16 protein-coding genes are annotated in these 22,671 nt (G+C 51.7%); 13 read left to right on the top strand and 3 right to left on the bottom strand.

The genetic code is table 11. From position 1 onward, the window contains the following. The first annotated feature begins 3 nt into the window (after positions 1 to 3). The 6 genes from DW205_RS03435 (at position 4) to DW205_RS03410 (ending at position 6,423) form a co-directional block, all read left to right on the top strand. The gene (locus tag DW205_RS03435) at positions 4 to 1,902 is read left to right on the top strand and encodes a hypothetical protein (RefSeq protein WP_005866607.1); all 1,899 of its coding nucleotides are present in this window, start codon (positions 4 to 6) and stop codon (positions 1,900 to 1,902) included. A 342-nt stretch (positions 1,903 to 2,244) separates the two neighbouring features. Continuing rightward, a complete protein-coding gene (gene rpmH, locus DW205_RS03430; protein ID WP_005633099.1) occupies positions 2,245 to 2,397 on the top strand; it encodes a 50S ribosomal protein L34 in 153 nt (50 codons plus the stop codon). A gap of 150 nt (positions 2,398 to 2,547) precedes the next feature. After that, complete coding sequence (locus tag DW205_RS03425; protein ID WP_005861027.1) at positions 2,548 to 3,174, top strand: PASTA domain-containing protein; 627 nt, start codon at positions 2,548 to 2,550, stop codon at positions 3,172 to 3,174. A 4-nt stretch (positions 3,175 to 3,178) separates the two neighbouring features. Further along, a complete protein-coding gene (locus tag DW205_RS03420; protein WP_005861030.1) occupies positions 3,179 to 4,258 on the top strand; it encodes an RluA family pseudouridine synthase in 1,080 nt (359 codons plus the stop codon). A gap of 2 nt (positions 4,259 to 4,260) precedes the next feature. Further along, complete coding sequence (locus DW205_RS03415) at positions 4,261 to 5,253, top strand: D-alanine--D-alanine ligase (RefSeq protein ID WP_005866609.1); 993 nt, start codon at positions 4,261 to 4,263, stop codon at positions 5,251 to 5,253. Between the two features lie 6 nt (positions 5,254 to 5,259). Beyond that, entirely contained in the window at positions 5,260 to 6,423 is a 1,164-nt protein-coding gene (locus DW205_RS03410; RefSeq protein WP_005866611.1) for a 1-acyl-sn-glycerol-3-phosphate acyltransferase, read from the top strand. 105 nt (positions 6,424 to 6,528) lie between these two features. On the opposite strand, the gene DW205_RS03405 is transcribed toward DW205_RS03410, so the two are convergent. Then, positions 6,529 to 8,043, bottom strand: coding sequence for a YtjB family periplasmic protein (locus tag DW205_RS03405; RefSeq protein WP_232299929.1), 1,515 nt, complete (start codon positions 8,041 to 8,043; stop codon positions 6,529 to 6,531). A gap of 461 nt (positions 8,044 to 8,504) precedes the next feature. Here DW205_RS03405 and DW205_RS03400 point away from each other — a divergent pair, with 461 nt between their 5' ends. Continuing rightward, on the top strand, positions 8,505 to 8,978 hold the full coding sequence (locus DW205_RS03400; protein ID WP_005866615.1) for a helix-turn-helix transcriptional regulator: 474 nt from the start codon (positions 8,505 to 8,507) through the stop codon (positions 8,976 to 8,978). Between the two features lie 67 nt (positions 8,979 to 9,045). Continuing rightward, positions 9,046 to 11,196, top strand: coding sequence for an MAC/perforin domain-containing protein (locus DW205_RS03395; protein WP_005866617.1), 2,151 nt, complete (start codon positions 9,046 to 9,048; stop codon positions 11,194 to 11,196). Here the strand turns inward: DW205_RS03395 and DW205_RS22095 are convergent. Next, positions 11,193 to 11,354 carry a hypothetical protein gene (locus tag DW205_RS22095; RefSeq protein ID WP_008778481.1) on the bottom strand — a complete coding sequence of 54 codons (162 nt, stop codon included), beginning with the start codon at positions 11,352 to 11,354 and terminating at the stop codon, positions 11,193 to 11,195. The genes DW205_RS03395 and DW205_RS22095 overlap by 4 nt on opposite strands. Before the next feature lie 153 nt (positions 11,355 to 11,507). Between DW205_RS22095 and DW205_RS03390 the strand changes: the two genes are divergently transcribed. The 5 genes from DW205_RS03390 (at position 11,508) to rocF (ending at position 21,238) form a co-directional block, all read left to right on the top strand. Continuing rightward, entirely contained in the window at positions 11,508 to 12,320 is an 813-nt protein-coding gene (locus DW205_RS03390; protein ID WP_005866619.1) for a DUF6261 family protein, read from the top strand. Positions 12,321 to 12,357: 37 nt separating this feature from the next. Next, entirely contained in the window at positions 12,358 to 16,524 is a 4,167-nt protein-coding gene (locus tag DW205_RS03385) for a hypothetical protein (RefSeq protein WP_005866621.1), read from the top strand. Between the two features lies 1 nt (position 16,525). Continuing rightward, a complete protein-coding gene (locus tag DW205_RS03380) occupies positions 16,526 to 18,940 on the top strand; it encodes a cadherin-like beta sandwich domain-containing protein (protein ID WP_005866624.1) in 2,415 nt (804 codons plus the stop codon). 189 nt (positions 18,941 to 19,129) lie between these two features. After that, positions 19,130 to 20,338: an ornithine--oxo-acid transaminase gene (gene rocD / locus DW205_RS03375; RefSeq protein WP_005866626.1), complete on the top strand. Its 1,209-nt coding sequence runs from the start codon at positions 19,130 to 19,132 to the stop codon at positions 20,336 to 20,338. Positions 20,339 to 20,341: 3 nt separating this feature from the next. Then, entirely contained in the window at positions 20,342 to 21,238 is an 897-nt protein-coding gene (rocF, locus tag DW205_RS03370) for an arginase (RefSeq protein WP_005866628.1), read from the top strand. Positions 21,239 to 21,343: 105 nt separating this feature from the next. On the opposite strand, the gene DW205_RS03365 is transcribed toward rocF, so the two are convergent. After that, positions 21,344 to 22,615, bottom strand: coding sequence for a hypothetical protein (locus DW205_RS03365; RefSeq protein ID WP_005866630.1), 1,272 nt, complete (start codon positions 22,613 to 22,615; stop codon positions 21,344 to 21,346). Positions 22,616 to 22,671: the final 56 nt, after the last annotated feature.

Below are 22,671 nucleotides of genomic sequence, written 5' to 3'. Positions count from 1 at the left end.
ATTATGATAAAAAGATTATATACTCTATTTTCTGTATTGCTGTTGCTCGCTTCATGTGCGACAGAGGAAATAGAACAAATAGAAATTCAGCCGACAGATGGATCAATGGTTTCTCTTTCATTCTCTGTAGATGCTCCGAATGCTCTTGAGATTACGAAAGCGACCGGGGATGTGGAGAAAGGCGTTGAGTCCTTATATCTATATACGTTTAAGGAGAACGGAGAGTTTATATCTCCAGTCGTAAAGGCAGAGGTTTCTGGCAATGGATATACGGCTACTATCTCAAAAGAAACCCGTACCATCCATTTTGTCGCCAATGACGGAACGTTAACCCCTTCCCAAGAAAGCGGAATGGCCTCGTTAGCGACAGATAAGCAAATCTTTTGGGGAAAGAGAACTTTTAGTGAAATTCCTGCGAAAAATATAAGCAATAATCTAGAAGATGCTGGTAACAACAATGTTGAACTACTACGAAACTGGGCCAAAATAACGCTGAATCTCTCATCGGAGGCAGCTGTGAAATTGAAAAATGTTTCTTATCTCATTTATAATGAATCACAGTTGGCATCTATCGGTTATAAAGATGCGGGAAAGTTGAATATTCCAAATCAAGATTTTTATGCGCCCCAGAATGAGCCAGATGCTAGTAAATATGCGAAGTCGGGTGAATCTGTGTATACTTTTGAACATTACAACCAAGATAAGAAAGCGACTTTTGTTATTATTAAGGCGCAATTTGCTGGTAACGATACCTATACATATTATAAGATTGACCTTGCCGTAAAGGATGAGAATGATAAGGTAACTCGTGTTTATGATGTCGTTCGTAATTATGCCTTTAATATAACGGTCAAGAGCGTTTCCAGAAAAGGAGCTACGTGGGCTGAGGTTATAGATGAAAATGCGATAGCGGATAATAATATCACGGCCTCGGCTATTATGGAAAAGTATCCGAATATAACTTATGATGGCGAGGCCTTGAATGTTACAAAGACGACATTCGTTTTTACGGGGGCTTCTAACACATTGTCGATGACTGCGACATATGCGGGAGCAGGGCAGTTGAGTGTGGTTCCGGGTGAGGGAATGTCGGATGTCGTAAATGGTAACTTAAGTTATCCTTCTTGGATACCTTCTGGCAATCAGACGATAACGATTGCAGCCAATATAAAGCCGGCTCCTGACTCCGGTGAGAAAATAGCGTATTTCTACGTGGTAGGAGGTAATTTGCAGCGTAAGATTAAATTGGTCTTACGTCCCCCTTATGACTTTATAAATCCGAGATTTGAAGACGTGAAGGAGGGGACGGGTACAAATGAAATTGCCGCGGGTCAGAAGCAAGATGCTTATCTGAAATTCTCGATACCGGAAGATATTGATGAATCCTTATTCCCCATTGAATATAAGATATATACTAAAAAACTGTATGCGGTAGAACCCGGTGTTCGTTTGGAAACGACCGGAGCGAGCGATTGGTACTACGTCTATACGGATCAGATATTTAGTCCTGAAGAGAAGGTTATTCAATTTAAAACGAATATAGCAAATGATGGTGAAGATGATGTTATTTTAAAGGCTGATTTATTCAATCCTGTTTCTGATTTGAGTTATACTAGACCTGAAAAAGTTAAAGAGACGAAAACTTTCTATTTGCAATGTCGAAGAAATGGAAGCAATGTGGGAAGTAATGTAACGATCACTTATTCCATATCAAGTGGTGGAGGAGCAGCAATTAGAACTAATAGTAGCTCTAGAATAATATTGGATAAAGTATCCGTGTATGCAGATGATGAAATAACGTTTACACACACATATAGGGGAAGTACGTATACTGCGGAAATGTCTGTATCTGATTTGGCGAAAAGTAGTACCAGTAATTATGTGTTTGTGAATATGAGATAATAATAATGGGTTCCCATCCATCATGTGAATGACGGATGCGGGGAGCGTGCGGCATACAATGGATTGAATTTGTTTTACACGTAGACTGCACCTCCTCCCCGGCCCTTTACTTCATATAGCTTTCGTGCTTTATCGATGCCATTCATTCCGTAAGGAGATGGGTGGCATCGCTTTCTTCATTTGCCGATGACGTTAACTTACTTGCCCCATGCAGTTAACTTGCTTTGGTCTGATATCAAAGGTTCTTGTGTAAAAAATTGCGCAACCATTTGTTTATTAAAAAAAAGGCTCTATCTTTGCAGCCCGAATAAGTATGCGAATAATAATAAATAATATAAAAAGATGAAAAGAACATTCCAACCTTCCAACAGAAAAAGAAAGAACAAGCATGGCTTCCGTTCTAGAATGGCTACCGCTAATGGCCGTAGAGTATTAGCTTCTCGTCGTGCTAAAGGCAGAGCTAAATTAACGGTATCTGACGAATACAACGGATAATTAGTCACGTTCTAAAGATTTATAAAGAAAGTAGAGGTTTTTTCCTAAAAAGCCTTTACTTTCTTTGTTTTTGTAGTATTGCTCTGGTGGATATTGGTCTATATGCCGTTTTTTTTCTACTTTTGAACCGCCTACAAATACATACGTGAAATGAGTAACTTTTTTGTAAAACTGATAAAGAATCCGTTTGTCATCAATCTCTTGTTGGTGATAGTCGTGTCGTGCGGCGTTGTTTATGGCGTACTGGCGTGGCTGGATTCTTATACCCGCCATAATCAAGCGGTGGTCGTTCCGGACGTGAAAGGAATGAAGCTAGAGGACGCCGCCGAGTTTTTCGGGAATAATAAGCTACGCTATAACGTGATCGATTCCGTATTCTCGAAAGATGTGGCTCCGGGCTCCATCGTGGAGTTGGTTCCCGGTGTCGGATCGAAGGTGAAAGAGGGGCGGATTGTCTTTGTTACGATTAACGCGTTGACCTCCCAGATGGCCGTGATACCGGAGGTGGAAGACTTATCTTTCCGTCAGGCGTATGCCTTGCTGCGGGCCCGTGGCTTCTCGTCGGTCGAGATAGAGTATGTGCCGGGCGATTATAAAGATTTGGCGATGGGGGTGGAGTTAAACGGGCGTACCTTGCTCAAAGGGGAACATGTACCGTTGACCGCTCATCTGGTATTGAAAGTAAGCAGTGGCGATCCGAATATGCTTCCCGACTCATTGGCTTTGGATAGTATTCCGGTAGAACCATTGGATAGTGATATAGAAAACTGGTTTTAAGGGAATGGACGAGTTTTTGGACGATATGGATGATGAACAGGTAGACGACCTGTTGATGCCGGAAGAAGACGAAACATCGTCGAGCCAGATGTATGAGCATTTCCGCTTCGTAGCGGACAAGGGGCAATCCCTGCTCCGGGTGGATAAGTTCTTGGTAGACCGTATGATGGGCGCTACCCGTAACCGCATCCAATTGGCGGCTGAGGCGGGTTGTATCTTGGTGAACGATAAGCCGGTGAAAAGTAATTACCGGGTGAAACCTTTGGATGTGGTTTCTATCGTGATGGATCGCCCACGCCGGGAACTGGAGATTATCCCCGAAGATATCCCTTTGAATATAGTATATGAGGACGATGATTTGCTGGTGGTGAATAAGCCGGCAGGCTTGGTCGTACATCCCGGTCACGGTAATTATACCGGTACGTTGGTGAATGCCTTGGCTTATTATTTGAAGGATGATCCCTATTATGATCCTTCCGATCCTCGTTTAGGCTTGGTACACCGTATCGATAAGGATACGTCGGGCTTATTGGTGGTGGCTAAACGCCCGGAGGCCAAGAGTAACCTAAGCCTGCAGTTCTTCAACAAGACAACCAAACGTAAATACCGTGCCTTGGTATGGGGCATCGTTCAAGAGGATGAGGGGCGTATCGAGGGAAATATCGGCCGTGACCCTCGTGACCGTATGCAAATGACCGTCTTCCCGGAAGGCGATCAAGGCAAGACTGCCGTCACCCATTACACCGTATTGGAACGCTTGGGCTACGTGAGTTTGGTGGAGTGCCGTCTGGAGACGGGGCGCACGCACCAGATCCGTGTACATATGAAATATATCGGTCATACGCTTTTCAACGATGAGCGGTATGGCGGACATGATATCTTGAAAGGAACAACTTTTACTAAATATAAACAGTTCGTGCAAAACTGTTTCGCTATTTGTCCACGTCAGGCCTTGCATGCTAAGACGTTGGGGTTCGTTCATCCTACTACGGGAGAGGAGATGTTTTTCGATTCCGAGATTCCTTCCGATATGCAGCAGCTGATCGACAGATGGCGTGTATACGCGAACACTAAAGAACTATAAAAATGAAAAAGAACATCGCTATCGTAGCAGGGGGAGATTCCTCCGAGATCGTTATTTCATTAAAAAGTGCGGACGGAATCTACTCTTTTATTGATAAAGACAAATATAATTTATATATTGCCATCGTTAAGAGGGATGAGTGGGCGGTTATACTTCCTAGCGGGGAACATACACCAATTGATAAGAATGATTTTAGCTTCAAGGAGAATGGCGTGACGAGGCATTTTGACTTCGCTTATATAACGATACACGGTACTCCGGGCGAGGACGGACGTTTGCAAGGATATTTCGATATGATCGGTATGCCTTACTCGTCTTGCGGGATGCTGGTGAGCGCTTTGACATTCAATAAATACGTATGTAATCATTACTTGAAAGACTTTGGTGTAAAAATTGCCGCATCCATTCATTTATTCAAGGGAGAGACTATTACGGACGAAGAAGTCGTGACTCGTTTGGGTTTGCCTATTTTCGTGAAACCAAACGATGGGGGTAGTAGTTTCGGCGTGACGAAGGTGAAAGAGCTCTCCGCTATCCAGCCCGCTATCGCTAAGGCGTTTGGGGAAGGACGTGAGGTGATTCTCGAGAGCTTTATCGATGGAACGGAAGTGACATGCGGTTGCTATAAGGTGGAGGGTAAAGAGGTTGTCTTTCCTTTGACCGAGGTGGTTACGGATAACGAATTCTTCGATTTCGACGCAAAGTATAACGGGCAGGTGGACGAGATCACTCCGGCCCGTATCTCCGCCGAGTTGACGGAGTTGATACAGCGCAAGACATCAAGGATCTACGATATATTGGGCGCCAAAGGACTGATTCGTGTGGATTATATTATTCCGGCAGACGGGGAGCCTGTCTTACTGGAAATAAACACGACACCGGGAATGACGGCTACCAGCTTTATCCCACAGCAAGTACGTGCGGCGGGATTGGATATAAAGGATGTCATGACAGACATTATTGAAGACGAACTCAAAAACAGAAAAACAAAATGAATAGATATGGATACAGAAACAGTTTCCCCTAATTTCGACGACATCCGTCCGCTGAACAACAGTGAGGTGAAGGACGCGATTGAAAAATTGGTCGCCAATGAGGATTTCGAGCGGGCTTTACGTTACATAAAGCCGAATTTGAATTGGGAGGAATTCTCAGTTGCCATGCGTGCTTGCAAGACGAAGGAGGAGTTTAAATCTACTCTGGCCTATGACGCTGTAATGACGGTGGCGAAAAATACTACTTTCTCGCTTACTATCTCAGGGCGTAGCCGTCTGCCGAAAGATAAGGCGGCCTGTACGTTTATCTCGAACCATAGGGATATCGTATTGGATGCCTCCTTCTTGAATGTCATGTTATATGATGTGGGGTATGGTATGACGCAGGTCGCTATCGGCGACAATCTTTTAATCCGTCCGTGGATCGAGACATTGGTACGCTTGAACAATAGTTTTATTGTGAAGCGTGGCGTTTCTGTTCGTCAGATGTTGGAGGTCAGCAAGACGCTTTCCGCCTATATCCATCATGCGATCAAGAATGTGAACGAGTCTGTATGGATCGCCCAGCGTGAGGGACGTGCTAAGGATTCGGACGATCGTACGCAGGGCAGCGTATTAAAAATGTTGAGTATCGGCGGTGATAAGGACAATCTGTTGTTGAATTTGATGGATTTGAATATCGTGCCGGTCGCTATCTCCTACGAGTTTGATCCTTGCGATTTTTTGAAGGCGAAAGAATTTCAGATGAAGCGGGATGATCCGGATTTCGTGAAATGCCAGCGGGATGATCTATTGAGCATGGAAACGGGTATCTTGAACAATAAGGGTCGTGTCCACTTTACGATTACTTCCCCGATCAATGATTCCTTGGCTAAACTGGACAAGGATATGGAGAAGAATGAGCTGGTAAGCGCTATCGCGTCCGTTATCGACCGGGAGATCTATAAGAACTATCGTTTCTATCCGTGCAATTACGTGGCGTATGACTTACTGAACGGCACTCGTCGTTTCCAAGAACATTATGGTCCGAAGGATAAGAAGCAATTCGAGGAATACTTGCAAGGGCAATTGGATAAGATCGTCCTTCCGAACAAGGATGAGGCGTTCTTACGTAAGAAGATCTTAGAGATGTACTCCAATCCGCTGAAAAATTATCTGACAACTTTATAAGCGGCCTTTATCGGCTATGCGTAGCGGTTCGTACTTGATCCGCCCTTGATCCCCTCTTTCCGGCGAGCATGCCACCTTCGGGTGGCAGCCGCCGGAAAGGAGGGATTATCTTTTTTGCAGGAATTCGTCCAAGGATTCCTCTTTCTGCAATCCAAGTTTCTTGCGGATACGGCTGCGTCCGGAGTTGACGCTGGGACGGGAGATGCCCAAGGCCAACGAGATCTCGTCCGTGCTCTGCTTCAGGTAGATCAGCATGCAGAGCAGTTCGTCGGATTTGGTCAGTTCTGGGAAGTCCTTACGCAAGCCGGGCAGGAAGCGAGGGTACAGGGCAGCGAAGGATTGGCGGAACCGCAACTCGTCCTCGCCGCTCAGCAAGGAGGGGTTGAGCTTCTGGCGTACGCTGTCGATCACCTCGTTATGGGCGGCTTGCTCCAGCTCGGCGCTCAGTCGCTCATTGCGGCGGTTCAGTTCTTGTTGGGTAGCGAGGAGATTATCCAGCCGTTGACGCTGGATCTCCCGCTCACGTTGGTGAAGCCGGCGACGTTGGAGTGCGTAGACAATGATCCCGGTCAGCAGGCAAATGGCTAGGATCAGGATGACGCGCGTATAAACGAGCGAACGTTCCTTCAAGGCCACTTCGGCGGATAAGGCCCGATTCTCCTGCTCCTTCCGTCCGGTCTCGTAGCGTACGTTGGCACCAATGGCGTACCGCTGTTTCTCCGCCAGTTGCAACGAGTCGTGTATCTCCTTGTATTCCGGGTAGATCTCGGTCATCTTGTCTCCCTTCTTTTGTTGGGCGTAAAGGTTGAGCAAATGCCGTCCGGTCCAATCCATCATATCGTTCGCCTCGTATTTCTTGTAGAGAGCGTAGGCCTCTTCCATCAAGGGGAAGCCTTTTCCCGGCTTTCCGTCGCGTACGAGGCAGGCCCCCAGCATGAATTTGAAAAGATCTTGATACCCCGCGGAGATCGCTTCTTCCTCTTCTATCAATTCCTTGTACCCTTCGAGGGCGGCAGGGATAGAGTCGGGCACATATTCGTAGTAATAATTGTAAAGTATGTTTTTGGCGGCGAGGACATAGGCGTTCTCTTTCAGCTCCTCCCCTCTCTTTAAGGCCTGCCGTGCGTAATATAAGGTAGAGTCGTGCTGTTCCAGCTCCCAGAATATCCCGGCTTTCATCCGGTAGAGGTCGCTGATGGTAAAACTATCCAACTGGAGGGAGTAGTCGATGGAGCGTGAGATGGCCTCCATAGCCTTGTCGTACAATCCGAGGTCGCTATAGGTGGAGGAGAGGTCGGCGAAGGTGTAGACGAAACCCCGGTTGAGCTTCTCGGGGTGGGCTACGCACCAGTCCATGGCTTCCTGTATGACTTCCACCTCTTTTTCCCGCATTCCCTTGCGGCGGTAATAATGGCCGAGGGTAGAGAGCAGGTCGGCCGGATCGTCGGCGGCATCGGGGTGGAGGCGATAGACGGCGAGGGCCCTTTCTTGCACACGGATCGCATCCGAAGGGTCGCGGCGGAATTTATAGAGCGTGTTGGCTACCGCTTGGGCGATACGGATCTCTAGCCACGGGTCGTCGGAAGGGGGAAGAGCGGCGAGGCTGTCGGCGAGGCGCAAGGCCTCCTCCCGGTTGTCGCGGTCGTTGAGCTGCCGGAGTATCTCCTTGGTATCGGGCGGAAGCTGCCGGGAGAGGGAGCCGTCCGCGGGAGGCGTGTCGTGCCGGCAAGCGAGGGTGGCTAGCGAGAGGAGGGTGGCTAGCAGGAAATGCGTGATGTCTCTCATCTGCGTAGGATTTTATGGTTTATCGCGAATATACGCCGTTTTTCATGGAAAATAGCGTGTCCCGGGGGATAAATCGATTGAATCATCTATTGGTTTTTTATCCGTCCGAAGGCCCGGCGGCGTACCTTTGACTTGTCCGTACCACCGGTGCCCCGAGCGGCGTGTCAATTAAATTGATGATCGCATTTCGTGCGGATAAGGCCGTTGTTGAGGACTTGTTGAGCGGATTGCTCAAAAAAGAATTCGTCGTATAAGGATAGGAATGGTTTCCTTTGAGAAACAAAAACGAAGTAGTAATGGAAGGGTCATACTTACGGATTTTGATGATGTGCGGGATGCTGGCGCTCCTCCTCTGCGGGGGCTGCTGGGTGTTCGCATGGAAGCATCTGCGCCGGCGGATCGACGAGCGGTTCGACGTACTGTCGGAACACTTGGAGCGTCACGCCGCCGAGTGCCCGATACGGAAGGAGCACCTGCTGGCCTCGTGCCTTCCCGCCGATCCGGAGCGAAAAGGGAACGGATCGTTCCACCGATCGTTCCGGGCATCGTATCCGGGTTTCCTGCCGACGCTTAGGGAGCGGGTGCCGGGGATCACGCCGGCGGAGGAAACGCTTTGCATGCTGATCAAGATGAACCTGAGCAACCGGGAGATCGCCGACAAGATGTCTATCTCCATCGGAAGCTTGCACACCACCCGCTACCGGCTGAAACAGAAGATGCCGCCGGAGGCCGCCAAGGGCATGGACGAATGGGTACGGGCGATCGAATAGGGTCATGGGGAGGCGAACTCCCTACATTATAATATAGAGTATACACCTTTATCTAAGAAGAATCAGTATGAGAAGAGAATCTTTATTTTTCGGTATTTTGACGCTGGTGGTGTCGGCCTTCCTCACGGGATGTTCCGACGACGACACGGAAGTGTACGTCCCCCAGCGTGTGGCGGAGTTCAACCTCTCCGACGAGTCGGACGGCAACCGGCTGTTCATCATCCATCCGTGGGAGGGCGAGATCGCCATCCCGGTGCACGATGATCGTATCCGCGACTTCGAGTTCAGCGGCAAGTATTTCGATTGGGAGATGAGGCAGGGGGCCGAGAGCCGCTTCCTCGTGCTCAACCTCAAGAAGGAGGTGGAGCGTAAGCCTTTCCTCGAGAAGATCGCCCTGCGGGGGATCGCCAGCAAGTCGTGGGAGGCGGCGACGGACACGCTCTTCCTCGTGTCGCAACCCAAGCTGGAAAGCTCAGCGTCGGATAACGCCCCGAGCTATATGCACAACGTGGGCAAGACGGTGAACACGGCGGGCGATATCTTCGCCGCCCCTAGCGAGCCTTTCCTAGATTTCGACCTGATGTACGGCACGGAGGCTTTCGTGAAGACCCCCCACGCCGAGTCGTGGGGACGGGAACGCTCCGGCGTGGACTACGAGGAGATGGTGGACAACATGTGGCAGGAGCTCGGCATCTCGGTGAGCAGCCTCGGCTTCACGAACCAAGGCGCTCCTACGCCTACGAGGTCGAAACTCTTCTCCGGCTCCTTCGACCAGCGGTTCCAGCATAACCAGACCTCGTCCAACCGCTTCGAGTATCACGTGGACGTGCATGTCAAGCCGATGGTGGAGCTGCATATGGCCACCGCCATCTATACCTCTGCCAGCGATCCCGACGTCTTCCTGCCGTTCCTCACCACGACCGCCTCGCGCTTGCTGAACGAAACCAATAGCGACCTCTACAAGCGATACGGCAACACACAGAAGGGCATCTACGATCTATACGACACCTACGGCACCCACGTGCTGGTGGGCGGTGTCTTCGGCGGGAGCTATACCTATATCTACAGCCGGAAGGAGAACCTCTATTACGACGAGACGGTGTTCGCCGCCGAGGCGGAGCTTTCCGCCAAGTCGTCGTCGCCGGCGGGAGAGAACGAGAACTGGCTCCAGACCTACTACCGCGTGATGGGTACCCACGGCGGCAAGATCGGCGCCGGGGGCGGCTATACGAAGTCGGAGCTGAACGAGCATATGTCCGAGGAGAGCATCATGATCATCACCGGCGGCAACGCCTCCGTGGACTTCGAGAGCTGGGACAAGTCCATCGCCGACGAGAACAGCAACCTCCACCTCGTAAGCTACGGCCCGAGGGGCGATACCACCCGTTGCTTCCTGGTCCCCCTGTATTACCTGACGAAGAACTACGCGCGGCAAGACGCGCTGAAGAAATATCTGGACTCCTACGTGGAGGCTCGTTCGAAGCTGGCCAAGAAACCGCAGCTGATCCTGGCCGACTTCATGATGCGTACCGGGAAGGACAATCACGGGGATCCCGCCGGACAACGCGTCTTCACCGGGCCGGACGGCAAGGAGCGCATCTACAGCCCGCTGGTGCTGAATACCAAGGGACCGAACGACTCGCGGATCGGCAAGATGCTCGATACCTCGGCCCACGAGTACCTCGACGTGGGGGATAACGCCGACCAGCTCTGGTGGGTAGCCCTCGACTTCAAGGACGAGTGCCGCCCCATCTACCACATGCGCTTCATGAAGGAGGACGACGCCCGCAAGCACGGCTTCGAACCGCGGGGGCAGGACGCCGAATCGGGAATGATGTGGGACGCGATCGATAACCATTACGTTTGCTTGAAGTTCTCGCCCGACGACAGCCATAAGGAACCGGTCTCCGGCGTGGGCATCGCCCGCAAGGGGAAGAGCGATGACCTATACTACGTGATCGCCACCTCGCCCGGTACCGACATGACGCTTCCTTACTCCATCGACGAGCAATTCCCGGCCTATTGGGGAAGCAAGGAGTATAAATTGAAGAGCGAGAACCCGCCGTACCGCTTCGGGGTGGACCAAGAGAACGACCTCAACGAGGGCGACAGCTGGTTCGGCCGGAACAAGGCGACCAACCATAAGCAATGGATCTTCCCGGTCTACACCACCAAGGCATTGGACTGGCCGATCCGGTTTACGAAAGCGACGGACTAGCGAAATGCCTCGGAAACGATCCCTACGACCGTAGCCATCGCTCCCGAGGCCTCCGGAGCGATCCCCACGACCGTAACGGCCCCTCCCGAAGCCTCTGGAGTGATCCCTATGGTCGTAGTGGCCTCTCCCGAGGCGTCCGGAGCGATCCTTACGACCATAGCGGTCCTTTCCGATGTCTCGGGAGCGATTTCGACGCCCGTAGGCGTTATTTGGGAGGGAAATCGATGATTATCAAAGGAATTATCTTATATTTGTAGGAGCCTTAAATCGGAAGACAAGAGGAAAGTATTAACGAAAAAACAACAAACAGTATGAGTTTAGCGAAACAAATCGGATCGGTAGCGAAGACCGCGTTGACCAACGCCGGCCACATGAACATGAACAACGAGATCTACGCCCGTATCTTGGATACGACCGTGGCCGCCCTCCATCTGGAGGCCCTCGCCCCGGGTTACAAGGAATGCATCGACCGGGAGGCGGAGTGCGTGAACCGCGTCACCAAGAGCGCCTCCACCGCCCAGCTGGAGGCGAAAGACAAGGAGCGTGACAAGACCCTCCAGTTCATCTACTCCATGAACGGCTCCTATAAGGTATGCCCCGACGAGACCCTGCGTACCCCCGCCCTGCTGGTAGACAGCGTGCTGCGGGCCTACGACAAGATCTACGCCAAGGCCTACGCCGAGGAGACCGCCCTGATCGATGGCCTGCTGCTCGACCTCGCCAAGGCTGACGTATCGGAAGCCCTCAAGACCCTCCACCTCGACACCTACGTGGCCCAGTTGAAAACCTTGAACGATGCCTACAAGGCTCTCGACATCACCCGCACTGACGAGTACTCCGCCCGTGTGAAGACCGATACCACCAAGGCCCGCAAGGCGACCGACGAGACCCTCGACCTCATCATCCAGCGTGTCAACGCCTACGCCGTACTTGAGCCTACCGAGGCCATCAACGCCTTCATCGACACCGTGAACCAGATCTTCCGCAAGTATAAGAACCTCATCGCCGCCAAGGGAGGCCCCACCAGCCCCTCCAAGTCCGACGACAAGCCTTATCCCACACCCGACCCTGCGCCCGACCCCGAGAACCCCGGCGGCGATAGCGAGAGCCCGGACGAGATCTGAGCCTAGCAAATTGTCAAACACTTAAAATCGAATCCATATGAACGAATTTTATCTTTCTAGAAAGATATCCGCGCGGCTCTCCCTCCGGGCCGCCGTGCGGATGTTCTGTATCCTGACGCTGGCCCTATGGGGGCCGGCAATGGCAGGAGCGCAAGCGCAGACACAGCCGCTTGACGTGGCTAGTACTAGTATTACTGATAAACTAACTCTCACCTATAAACTGAAACCCAACAGCTCGACCGATTACGCTTGGTTTTACAAGGTCGGGACTAATGGCACCGAGACCGAGTTCTCCGGTACGCTGACGGGCACGAACGCAAACTGGCAGCAGGGCGCGATCGATATCAAAAGCGAGAAAGCGATAGCCGACGCGAATAATCTTGACAGCTACCCGATCCTAAAATTGGATGGGCTAAACCTGACCTCCACTACTGCCGACGGCTCATTATTTTATCTGGAGGGCAGTAAACCGTTCTGTATCCAAGCGACAGGCAACTCTGCCAGTAACCTGAAAGCGAAAAAGGATGTGATTAATAACTACCAAGGATGCATCCTGCTTCTGGATGGTGGCACCGCCGGATTGAATATCGCTGCGGAAGGAACTGGATCATATGGAATATATCTGTACTCTACTAGTTCTGCTATAAATACCACCATCAAAGGCAAGATAACTGTCACGGCGGAAGCTGTTGCTGTGTTTCTAGACAATTGGGGTGCTTTCTCGGCTACCGAAGACGCGAAAGTAACGGTTTCTTCGGAAGATAAAGATGGAGACGCAATTTATGGAAGCTCTAGAGTGAAATCCCCCTTCCTCCAATGGCAGTTCGCCACCGCCCCAACGAGTGGCCAGACGCTCGAGGTGAAAGACGCCAGCGGCCAATCGTTCGATCCCGTTATCCAATTCACCACCGACGGTAAAAAGAAGGGTTTCGCCATCAACGTCACAAAGAACACCGGCTACACCCTTTGGCTGGGCAACGAACAACTGATGGATTCGAAAGGAACAACCGTCTTTACGGCAACGGAAGATAAATTAGTCTCCTTCTCAGGCATGACGACTCTCCCCGCCGACTGGCCCGAGTACGCCAAATTAGCCAATGTCGGCCCGACTGGCACCGATGTCGCCGTCTCCGGCACTACCTACACCGTCAAGACCGCCTGCGGCCTCGCGTGGATCGCTTGGGTGACGAATAACGGGAAGACAATCACCGATGCCGATAAAACCTATACCGATTCCTATCCCGCCTCCGAGGGCTTCAAGGACTGTACGGTTACGCTTGCGGACGATATCTCGCTGGCGAAACCTGCCCAAGGCGTGGCGAGCGGCTTCGAGGCTAATTGGATACCGATAGGGACTTATAAAGGCTTCGATGCACGTTACTACTTTCAAGGCACCTTCGATGGTGGCGGCCATACGATTACCGGAATGACGATCTCCTCGGCCTCGTTTTACTATATCGGCCTTTTCGGTTATCTGTATGGAGCGACCGTGCGGAATCTGACGATGGCAGGATCTGACAATATTAATTTGACAACTATTGCTAATGCTCAAGACACCGCTTACTATCTTGGCTGCGTGGCAGGTTATGTAAAGAATGGAAAAATCATCAATTGCCATAATCAATGCAAGGTTAGTTTTTCTGTGACCGGCAATTCTGGGTCTCTCGGTGGAATTGCCGGTTACTCTGAAGGTTCGGTGATTAGCGCTTGTTCAAACAGGGGAGCTGTCACTATGACCGGAAAGATGGGTCGTGGTGGTGGAATCGTAGCGACTAATAATGGCTCTTCTATCGTTTCCTGCTTCAATACGGAGGATATCCGTGTTACTGCTACCGGTTCTGGTTCTAGCGATGCCGCGTATGCGGGCGGTATCGGAGCCTATAGTAGCGGTAATTGTAGCATATCGCACTGCTATTCGACAGGGTGGATAATCGCTAAATCTTCCGCTGCTAATGCTTATTCCGGCGGCATTGCCGGACTATCTGAGAAAACGACGATTGAATCTTGTTTTGCCACAGGCGCTGTTTCTGCAGGATCAAACAGCGACAGCCGGATAGCTGCCGCAGGTGGTATTGTGGGGCAAGCTTTTGCTGGAAACATTAATATAACGATAAAGAATTGCCTCGCCTTAACTACCGCCGGCGTGAAAGCCTTAGGAAATACGTCGGATAAACAGGCCGGTCGGATTGTCGGATCTGATCCACCTACTAATAAAGTTACCCTTCTCGACAACTACGCCAGTACCATGATCCAACTGACGATAGGAGATAATACGCTAGCCGTCCCTACCGATAACATAGGTAGCGATAAGGCAAACGGTGCCGACACTTACCTCGATGATGTCGCCGCCGAGATCGCCGCTTGGGCAGGCCCCGAAAATACACAAGCCTTCACCGCCATCGGTACCGCCGAGAACGGCCTGCTCCCGCAACTGAAAGCTATTGCCGGCTATGGCGCTGACGGTCTGCCTACAGCTTACGCGAGTACTATTATCCCCGGCCAGTCCGGCTTGTCGTCTGCCTCCTATCTGAGGTCCTTGTTGTCACTGCCCTTGTCTTCTAGCGATACGATGACCTTCATGCTCTTCTACTCCAACAACAAATGGAGTTATAAAAAGGGAGCCGGAACGGAGACCCGTTTCAACGGCAAAATATCGTCACCCCCAGGCCCTTCCGCCAACAAGCTCATCGTCGCCACCGCTACCGGCAACCCGACGCTGACGTTGAATTACGTAACGATACGCCCGACCGACGGTGCTGCCTTGACCGTCAACGAAGGTTGCGATCTGACAATTGCGCAGACCGGTTCGATCCTCGGCTCGTCCGGTGCCTCTACCTTGATCAATAAAGGCACCTTGAGGCTGTCGGGCAGCAGCTTCCGCATTGAAAACAGCAGCTCGTCCGATATGCATTACTGCCTCGATAACTCTGGCACCTTCAGCGTGCTTGATCCGGTAAATGGCTATACCACTTTCCATTGTGCCCACACCGCTATCCATAACACCGGTACCCTTACCAATGCTTGGATGGAATGTCTGTTCACGGATGAGGCGGGAGATGCTGGCGCTACGATAAGGTTTCTGCCTCGCTCATCCCAGCCCATCGAAGTAAAACGCTACAACAAGACCTTAGCCACTACCGTTACGGCGGGCGAGGAGTATAAGCTCTGGGAGATGAAAGCTAGTACGTTTATCCCGCAGAAAGGCTTCGATAGCGAAGGCACGGCAATCGATCGCTTCCCTGCTCCCGAGGCGGATGGTAGGGTAACGACCTTTACGGAGGTGAGTGATTGGAAAGAGGTCGAGATCTCCGGCAATCAGAATCTCTCCGAGGCCGGCCTGTCACAGAGTGTCATCGTTAAATCCGATGGCGTGCTTACCGTCGATAGCGAGAATGCGTCCGTCTTTGAGTTGACATTGGAGGAGGGTGCGCAGGTCGTGACAACGAATGCGCTGAAGGTGTCCAAGACTTTCAAAACCAACCGTTCGCTGAATAACAAATGGACGACCTTCGGTAGCCCTATCGAATTGACAGCCTCTGCGGAATATGGTAGTGGGCTAATCCTTTATGCCGCCACCGGCTACACCGCTAAGGAGGCCGTTGCCCAAGGTTGGGAAGAGGTCTCTGTCCTTTACGGGAAAAGGGTCGATCTCACCGCCGGTAGCCCCTATCTGTTGGCCGCCGACGCAGCCTTGACTCGGGTAACCTTTAGCCAAACAGCCTCCGATGCGCCGATCGAGATACCGGCTACGGCTACGGTCGCTTCCGGCGATGCCCTCGAGAACGGCGTGTTCCTCTTCCGGACGAACCCGAATCTCGCCAACCTTACGCTCCGTGGTATCTACGTGCTCAATGCCGAGGGTACCCGCTTCGACCTTCAGGAGGCGGATTATGTGCTGAAGCCTTTCGAGGCATACATCACCGCCAATGCCGTCACCCGCTCGCTGGTTCGTAGCGTGGGTGTGTGCGATGGCTCCGTGGTGACCGCCAACGAGATCGCTACCGCTACCGCCGCTGTCCGTATCTGGGCCGCCGACGGTGCGCTGCATGTCTATTCCGGGGAGGCCGCCGCGCTTACCGTGGTACGCTCCGACGGACGTACCGTCTACGCCGCCTCTATCGCCCCCGGCGATACCCGCTTGGCTTTGCCTTCCGGTATTTACATGGTTCGAATCAATAACATCACTTATAAAATAGCGCTTTGATATGAAACAATATACTAGTTTATGGCTCGTATGCCTGCTGGCGGTCTTCTCGATGACCGCCCGGGCGCAGGAAGGGATCGAGACGAAGGCCCGTCCCGACTACCCCGCTCTTCCTTTCATGTTGACTTTCGAGGCTCCCGCGGAAGGATCTGCCTCCTTATCGATCTCGGCGGACGGTGAGACCCTCACATCCCCTACGACCTTGCATTCCGGCACCGAGGTGACGATTACCGTCACCCCCGCCGACGGCTACCGAATGGCTTCCGGTTACCCGAAGGTTTACCGCACGGGTACGCCCTCCGAAACGGTTACGCCCGCCGCCACCGATAACGCCTATACCTTCACCATGCCCGCCTTCCCGGCTACGGCAGAGGTGAAGTACGAGAAGATCCAGTCCGCCGTCACCTTCACCGACCCGGCGCACGGCTCGCTAGCCTTGGATGCCGTCACCGCTTCGGGTACTATTGGGCTTTTTTCCGGCAAAGAGCTTGCCCCCGGCATCGCGGTGAAGATTTTAGCCACCCCCGCCGACGGCTACCGAATGGCTTCCGGTTACCCGAAGGTTTACCGCACGGGTGCACCCGACGAAACGGTACCGGCTACGTTTAAGCCCGATGCCAGTAGCGGTATCGCCTACCTCTACACCTTCACCATGCCGGACTTTCCGGTCACGGTAGAGGTGGAGTACGAGAAGATCCAGTCCACCGTCACCTTCGCCAACCCGGCGAACGGTACGCTTACCTTGAGTACCGCCGATGCTCCGGGTAGTTCGATTGTTTCCGGCGGCGAGGTCGCCTCCGGTACGAAGGTGACGATTGCCGCCACCCCCAACAAAGGCTACCAAATGGTGTTCGGCTCCTTGAAGGTATCCGGGAAGGTCGGGAATGAAACCAAGACCGTTCCGTTGCAGAAAGAGAAAGATGGTACGACTTACTTCTTGATGCCGGCCTACGCGGTGACGGCTGAGGTGAAATTTGAGCCTATCCCCGTGGTTCCGTCTTCGGAAGCCCGTTTGAGTTCCCTCTCGTATAAGGTAGGAAATGAGGCTGCTACCCCGCTTCCCGGTTTTCTTGCCTCTACGATGAAATATGAGGTGCTGCTCCCAAGTTCCACCCTGGAATCGGCTGCCCTCACCTTATCCGGCCAGCTGGCCGATGCGAAGGCTAAGCTGTTCGTGAATGGATCGCTTGTTCCCGTACAATCGACAGGATCGTTCACGGCTACTGTATCGCTCGTGGATGGATCGGCCAAGGCTACCTTGGTCGTTACCGCCGAGGATGGACAGACCAAGCGCACATATGCGGTGAACTTCACGGTAGCTCCCCAGCCGGTATGTTACGTCACGATCCAACAGCCGGAAGGCGGCACGATCTCCATTTCCTATAACAAAGAGGGTAAGGAAGTGGTCGTGAAATCCGGTGATGCCGTACCCCAGAATATCGAGTTAAACTTGGCAAATACAGCCTTGCAGAATTACGAGTTCAAAGAATACAGCGTGGATGGTTTCTCGCAGACAGCTGAGACGGTTAATATTGGCACCTGCCTCAGCAAGACGATAACCGCTGCCTTTACGCAGGAATCTTCCGTGACTACGGAAGAGATCGCTACGATCGGTACGCCGGCCGTTCCCAAGGAAAAGGAAGGGCAGGAGGGAACGAATGTTCCAACGGATGATAACCCGATCGTGATCATCCCCGATGCCGTATCCCTGCCATCGGATACGGAACTCTCCAGCCTCCGCTTGGTGAAGGAAGATATAGAAGACCCAGCGAAAAAGGCTGAGATTGAAGAGAAAGCGAAAGCTGCCGCCCAAGATGCGGGTATCGCTCCTGATGCCCCGAAGATCGTGATGGAAGTGACCTTGGTTAAGGTGACGACCACGATTTCCGCTACCGACGCATCCACCACTACCGCCGTAACTCCCGTGCAGCCCTCCGATATCGTGACGGTACGTATCCCGTATCCGGAAGGCGTAAATAAAACCCAACATGATATCGTGATTATCCACCTCCGCTCGGACGGCGTGGTAGACGTGTATTCCGAGGGTAATAACAATTTGACATTAGAGGATGATTATATGGAGATCTCCGTTGCCAGCTTCAGCCCGTTCGTGGTAAGCTATACGCCCAAATCTGGGCCGGTGGATCCCGATTATCCTGACACACCCGACACCCCGGATACCCCGGATGTCCCGACATCGAATGCCTCGGTAGAGGGAGGCATAGCGGTTTGGACCTCTGCCAACGCCCTCCATATCCGTGCGGATCGTCCGGCTGAGGCATGGGTTGTCGGCCTGTCGGGTACTAGTCGTGCCCGGTTTGCGGTCGTTCCCGGCGAGACAAGACGCGCTCTTCCTGCGGGAGTCTATCTTGTCCGAATAGCTGACCAGACCTATAAGGTACGGATACGGAACTAAACGTTGTTTGTTTGACGTGAGAGGGATGTCCTTGTTTCTCCTTGGGGAGAGCGGGGCATCCCTTCTTTTTTGTGAATATGTTTCTTAACATACATACCCGTAATCAATTGGTTAGCCGCAAATGCTTATCTTTGAGCTATCCCGATGCAAACGCTTACAATATGCTAGTCATTTAAACTCAATTATAGTATGAAACCGGAAGATTACATTACCAGAGAGGAGAAGTATGGTGCCCACAACTACCATCCTCTGCCGGTCGTTCTCAGAAGAGGCGAAGGCGTGTTCGTGTGGGACGTGGAAGGAAAACGTTATTTTGATTTCTTGTCTGGCTATTCTGCCTTGAGCCAAGGACATTGCCATCCTAAGATCGTGAAGGCCCTGATGGAGCAGGCGGAGAAGCTTACGCTCGTATCCCGTGCTTTTCATGCGGATATACTGGGTGAGTACATGGAATTTACCTGTAAGTTTTTCGGATATGATAAGCTCTTGCCGATGAATACGGGGGCCGAGGCGGTAGAGACGGCCTTGAAGCTTTGCCGCCGTTGGGGATACCGTCGGAAAGGGGTCGCTCCGGAGCGTGCGAAGATCGTGGTTTGTAGCGAGAATTTCCACGGACGTACGATTACGATTATCTCCATGAGCACCGATCCTAGTTCCTACGCCGATTTCGGCCCTTATACGCCCGGATTTATAAAGATACCCTATAATAAGGTGGATGCGTTGGCCGAGGCCTTGAAAGATCCCGATGTAGTAGGCTTCTTGGTGGAACCGATCCAAGGTGAGGCCGGGGTCGTGGTGCCCGACGATGGTTATCTGCGGGCTTGCTATGATCTTTGCCATCAGCATAATGTGTTGTTTATCGCGGATGAGATACAGACAGGTATCGGTCGTACCGGTAAGCTATTGGCTTGCGATTACGAGGGGATTCGCCCGGATATCTTGATCTTGGGAAAGGCGTTGTCCGGTGGGGTCAGTCCGGTCTCGGCGGTATTGGCGGACGATGAGATCATGCTTACGATCGCTCCGGGAGAGCACGGTTCCACGTATGGTGGAAATCCGTTGGCGGCGAAAGTCGCTATCGCCGCCTTGGAGGTGGTACGTGACGAGCATTTGTCGGAGAATGCGTTTAAGATGGGTGAGCTGTTCCGTGGTGAGATGGAGCGGATTAATAATCCTATGATAAAGAAAGTACGGGGTAAGGGCTTGCTGAACGCTGTCGTGACGGAACCTAAAGATGGGAAGACGGCATGGGACATCTGTTTGGGGTTGAAGGAAAACGGCTTGATAGCCAAGCCTACCCACGATCATATCATCCGCTTCACGCCTCCTTTGGTGATTACGGAGGAGCAAATGATGGAAGCGATTGGCATTATACGAGATACGTTCGCTAAATTCTAGGGTATGAAAATAAATGTAATAGGCGTTCCCTTGAACTTGGGATGTGACCGGGCAGGCGTAGAGCGTGCCCCGAACCACCTTCGGGAACGGGGATTGATGGGAGTGATCCGGAAGAACGGGCATAAAGCCTTTGATTTGGGTAATTTGTATGTCCCCCCTGTCAGCGAGGCAGATAAGTTCGTACGGGGTAACAGCATGAAATATCTGGATGCGATCGTGGAGGTGAATACGAATCTGGCAGAGTTGGTTTATGATACATTGCGTGGAGGAGCGTTCCCCTTGGTGATTGGCGGGGATCATTCGCTGGGTTTAGGTAGCGCCTCGGGCGTGGGTAAATGTTATGATGATTTCGGTATTATCTGGCTGGACGCTCATGGGGATATCAATACCAGCGAGACTTCTCCCAGTGGTAATATCCACGGGATGCCTCTGAGTGCGTTGATGGGGATGGGAAGCGAGGAGCTGGTGAATATCTACGCTCCCGGGAACAAGGTGAACCCGCAGAACGTATTCTTGGTCGGGACCCGCAGTCTGGATGAGGGCGAGTGGGATTTGATCGAGCGGGAGAAGCTGAGTGTCTATACGATGGAGACGATCCATCTGAAAGGCATCGGCTTCGTAGCTGAGGATATCAAGCGGAAATTGAAGGAACGGAAGATCCGCAACGTGCATTTCAGCATAGACGTGGATAGCATAGACCCCCGTTTCGCTCCGGGCACGGGAACCCGTGTGTGTGAGGGACTGATGCCGGATGAGTTTAATAACTTCGTGGATCATATGCTATCGACAAACTTGATTAAATCGATGGATCTGGTAGAGCTGAATCCGGAATTGGATGTGAACGAGCAGACTACGAGCCTTTGTCTGCAGATCATTGATTATATTACCGCCCGTCTATAAGGAATCTAAATTCCATGGTTTATGATAAGAGTGTGAAAATGAAGTCCCCTTGTCCCGGTTCAGACCGGATACGAGGGGACTTGAAAATACGATATGTCTATTGGTTTATTTCATTCTTCGGATATTGGCGTAATTGAAGCTATCGCTCAAGAAATCGTCCTCGCTGAATTTATAGCCTTGAGGGCCCCAGTTGCCCATGGCCAGCATAGCCAACATCGTCATTGGATTGAATTCGCTCATGTCGCCGCTAGCCGCCGCAAGGGAAACTGATTCCATTAACTTACGCATTGAGTGTTGATAGTTTTCGTTGATCACCATGTTGCGGTACAAGGCAAGGATTCCGTCTCCTTGCTCCTTACGGTTCCAAGTCAGTATATATGTACCGTCGTTGGCTTCCGCCTTGGCTTGGAGATCGGGCAGTTTGGCGGAGTTGGCGTCCGCTATGATAAAGGTTACGAAACCTTCCTTGTCCACTTTAGGCATTTCCTCGTCATAAATAGAGGCATACGAGTAGGTCTCGGCTGACCCAAGGCATATGGACCAGTATCGTACATCGGCGGTGGCGTATTCGCTTACGCTTTTAGGAGCCGTAGGAGGGATGAAACGGAAAGTAGCTACCTCCCCTTCGTTCAGTTTGATGCGGGCGAATAGGTATTCTGCCGGGCTGTTCGGGTACATTAGGCTCAGCGGGGCACGCATGAACGGGAGTTGCGGCAGGTCGGCGGAGAAATCCATCGGCGGCAAGTTCAACGATTCGTGGATGTTGCAGACCTCACGCTTCGGGAAATCCACTTCCTCACCTGTAGTCACATCGAAAGCTTGGATAGCAGGCATGTCCACGCCGCCATACTCATCGCCGCTATATTGTTTCGCCAAGTAAAGACGCATGAAAATGGAGACCATATTGACATCTTCCGGAAACTCGCATATGTTCTTCATCGAGGCACGTGCGCTGGCGGGGGTGTTAGCGGGAATGATGTAAATCGTATAGCCATTTGCTCCGTAGTCGTCTGTTTCCTTTACATAGGGGTTGATGGAGCTGTCATCGGGTTGGATATTTACGTCTTCAATGCTGGATACGTCTATTTGGGTCTCGTCGTTATAAACCGTGAAATTGAAGAAGCGTGACTTCGGGAACTTTCCAGTCAGACGAAGGCCGATGTTTGGATTATCTTTGTAAGAATAGGTGTATTCCCAATAATCGGCATAGATATCAGGAAAGGCCAGTAGGGTTTGATTGTCGCCCCGGAGCGTCTTGCCCCATTGTTCCTTGGGTTCCGGGTTGTTGATTTGAGGGGTATTCTCATCATCGTCGTCGCAAGCGGTGAACATACCCATAGTAAGGGCTACCAACATTAAGTAAAAAATCTTCTTCATGATTCTGTTCGTTAATTAATCTGTTTGTTATTAAAATGAGAGCGCAAAAGTATCTC

The organism is Parabacteroides sp. AM17-47 (genome assembly GCF_003434625.1).
GTDB lineage: Bacteria > Bacteroidota > Bacteroidia > Bacteroidales > Tannerellaceae > Parabacteroides > Parabacteroides distasonis.
This window is presented reverse-complemented; position numbering and strand designations above follow the sequence as displayed.

Excerpts from the sequence above, each read along its gene's own strand:
- DW205_RS03435 (WP_005866607.1), top strand. The coding sequence starts at position 4 with ATGATAAAAAGATTATATACTCTATTTTCTGTATTGCTGTTGCTCGCT.
- rpmH (WP_005633099.1), top strand. The coding sequence starts at position 2,245 with ATGAAAAGAACATTCCAACCTTCCAACAGAAAAAGAAAGAACAAGCAT.
- DW205_RS03425 (WP_005861027.1), top strand. The coding sequence starts at position 2,548 with ATGAGTAACTTTTTTGTAAAACTGATAAAGAATCCGTTTGTCATCAAT.
- DW205_RS03420 (WP_005861030.1), top strand. The coding sequence starts at position 3,179 with ATGGACGAGTTTTTGGACGATATGGATGATGAACAGGTAGACGACCTG.
- DW205_RS03415 (WP_005866609.1), top strand. The coding sequence starts at position 4,261 with ATGAAAAAGAACATCGCTATCGTAGCAGGGGGAGATTCCTCCGAGATC.
- DW205_RS03410 (WP_005866611.1), top strand. The coding sequence starts at position 5,260 with ATGGATACAGAAACAGTTTCCCCTAATTTCGACGACATCCGTCCGCTG.
- DW205_RS03400 (WP_005866615.1), top strand. The coding sequence starts at position 8,505 with ATGGAAGGGTCATACTTACGGATTTTGATGATGTGCGGGATGCTGGCG.
- DW205_RS03395 (WP_005866617.1), top strand. The coding sequence starts at position 9,046 with ATGAGAAGAGAATCTTTATTTTTCGGTATTTTGACGCTGGTGGTGTCG.
- DW205_RS22095 (WP_008778481.1), bottom strand. The coding sequence starts at position 11,354 with ATGGTCGTAAGGATCGCTCCGGACGCCTCGGGAGAGGCCACTACGACC.
- DW205_RS03390 (WP_005866619.1), top strand. The coding sequence starts at position 11,508 with ATGAGTTTAGCGAAACAAATCGGATCGGTAGCGAAGACCGCGTTGACC.
- DW205_RS03385 (WP_005866621.1), top strand. The coding sequence starts at position 12,358 with ATGAACGAATTTTATCTTTCTAGAAAGATATCCGCGCGGCTCTCCCTC.
- DW205_RS03380 (WP_005866624.1), top strand. The coding sequence starts at position 16,526 with ATGAAACAATATACTAGTTTATGGCTCGTATGCCTGCTGGCGGTCTTC.
- rocD (WP_005866626.1), top strand. The coding sequence starts at position 19,130 with ATGAAACCGGAAGATTACATTACCAGAGAGGAGAAGTATGGTGCCCAC.
- rocF (WP_005866628.1), top strand. The coding sequence starts at position 20,342 with ATGAAAATAAATGTAATAGGCGTTCCCTTGAACTTGGGATGTGACCGG.
- DW205_RS03365 (WP_005866630.1), bottom strand. The coding sequence starts at position 22,615 with ATGAAGAAGATTTTTTACTTAATGTTGGTAGCCCTTACTATGGGTATG.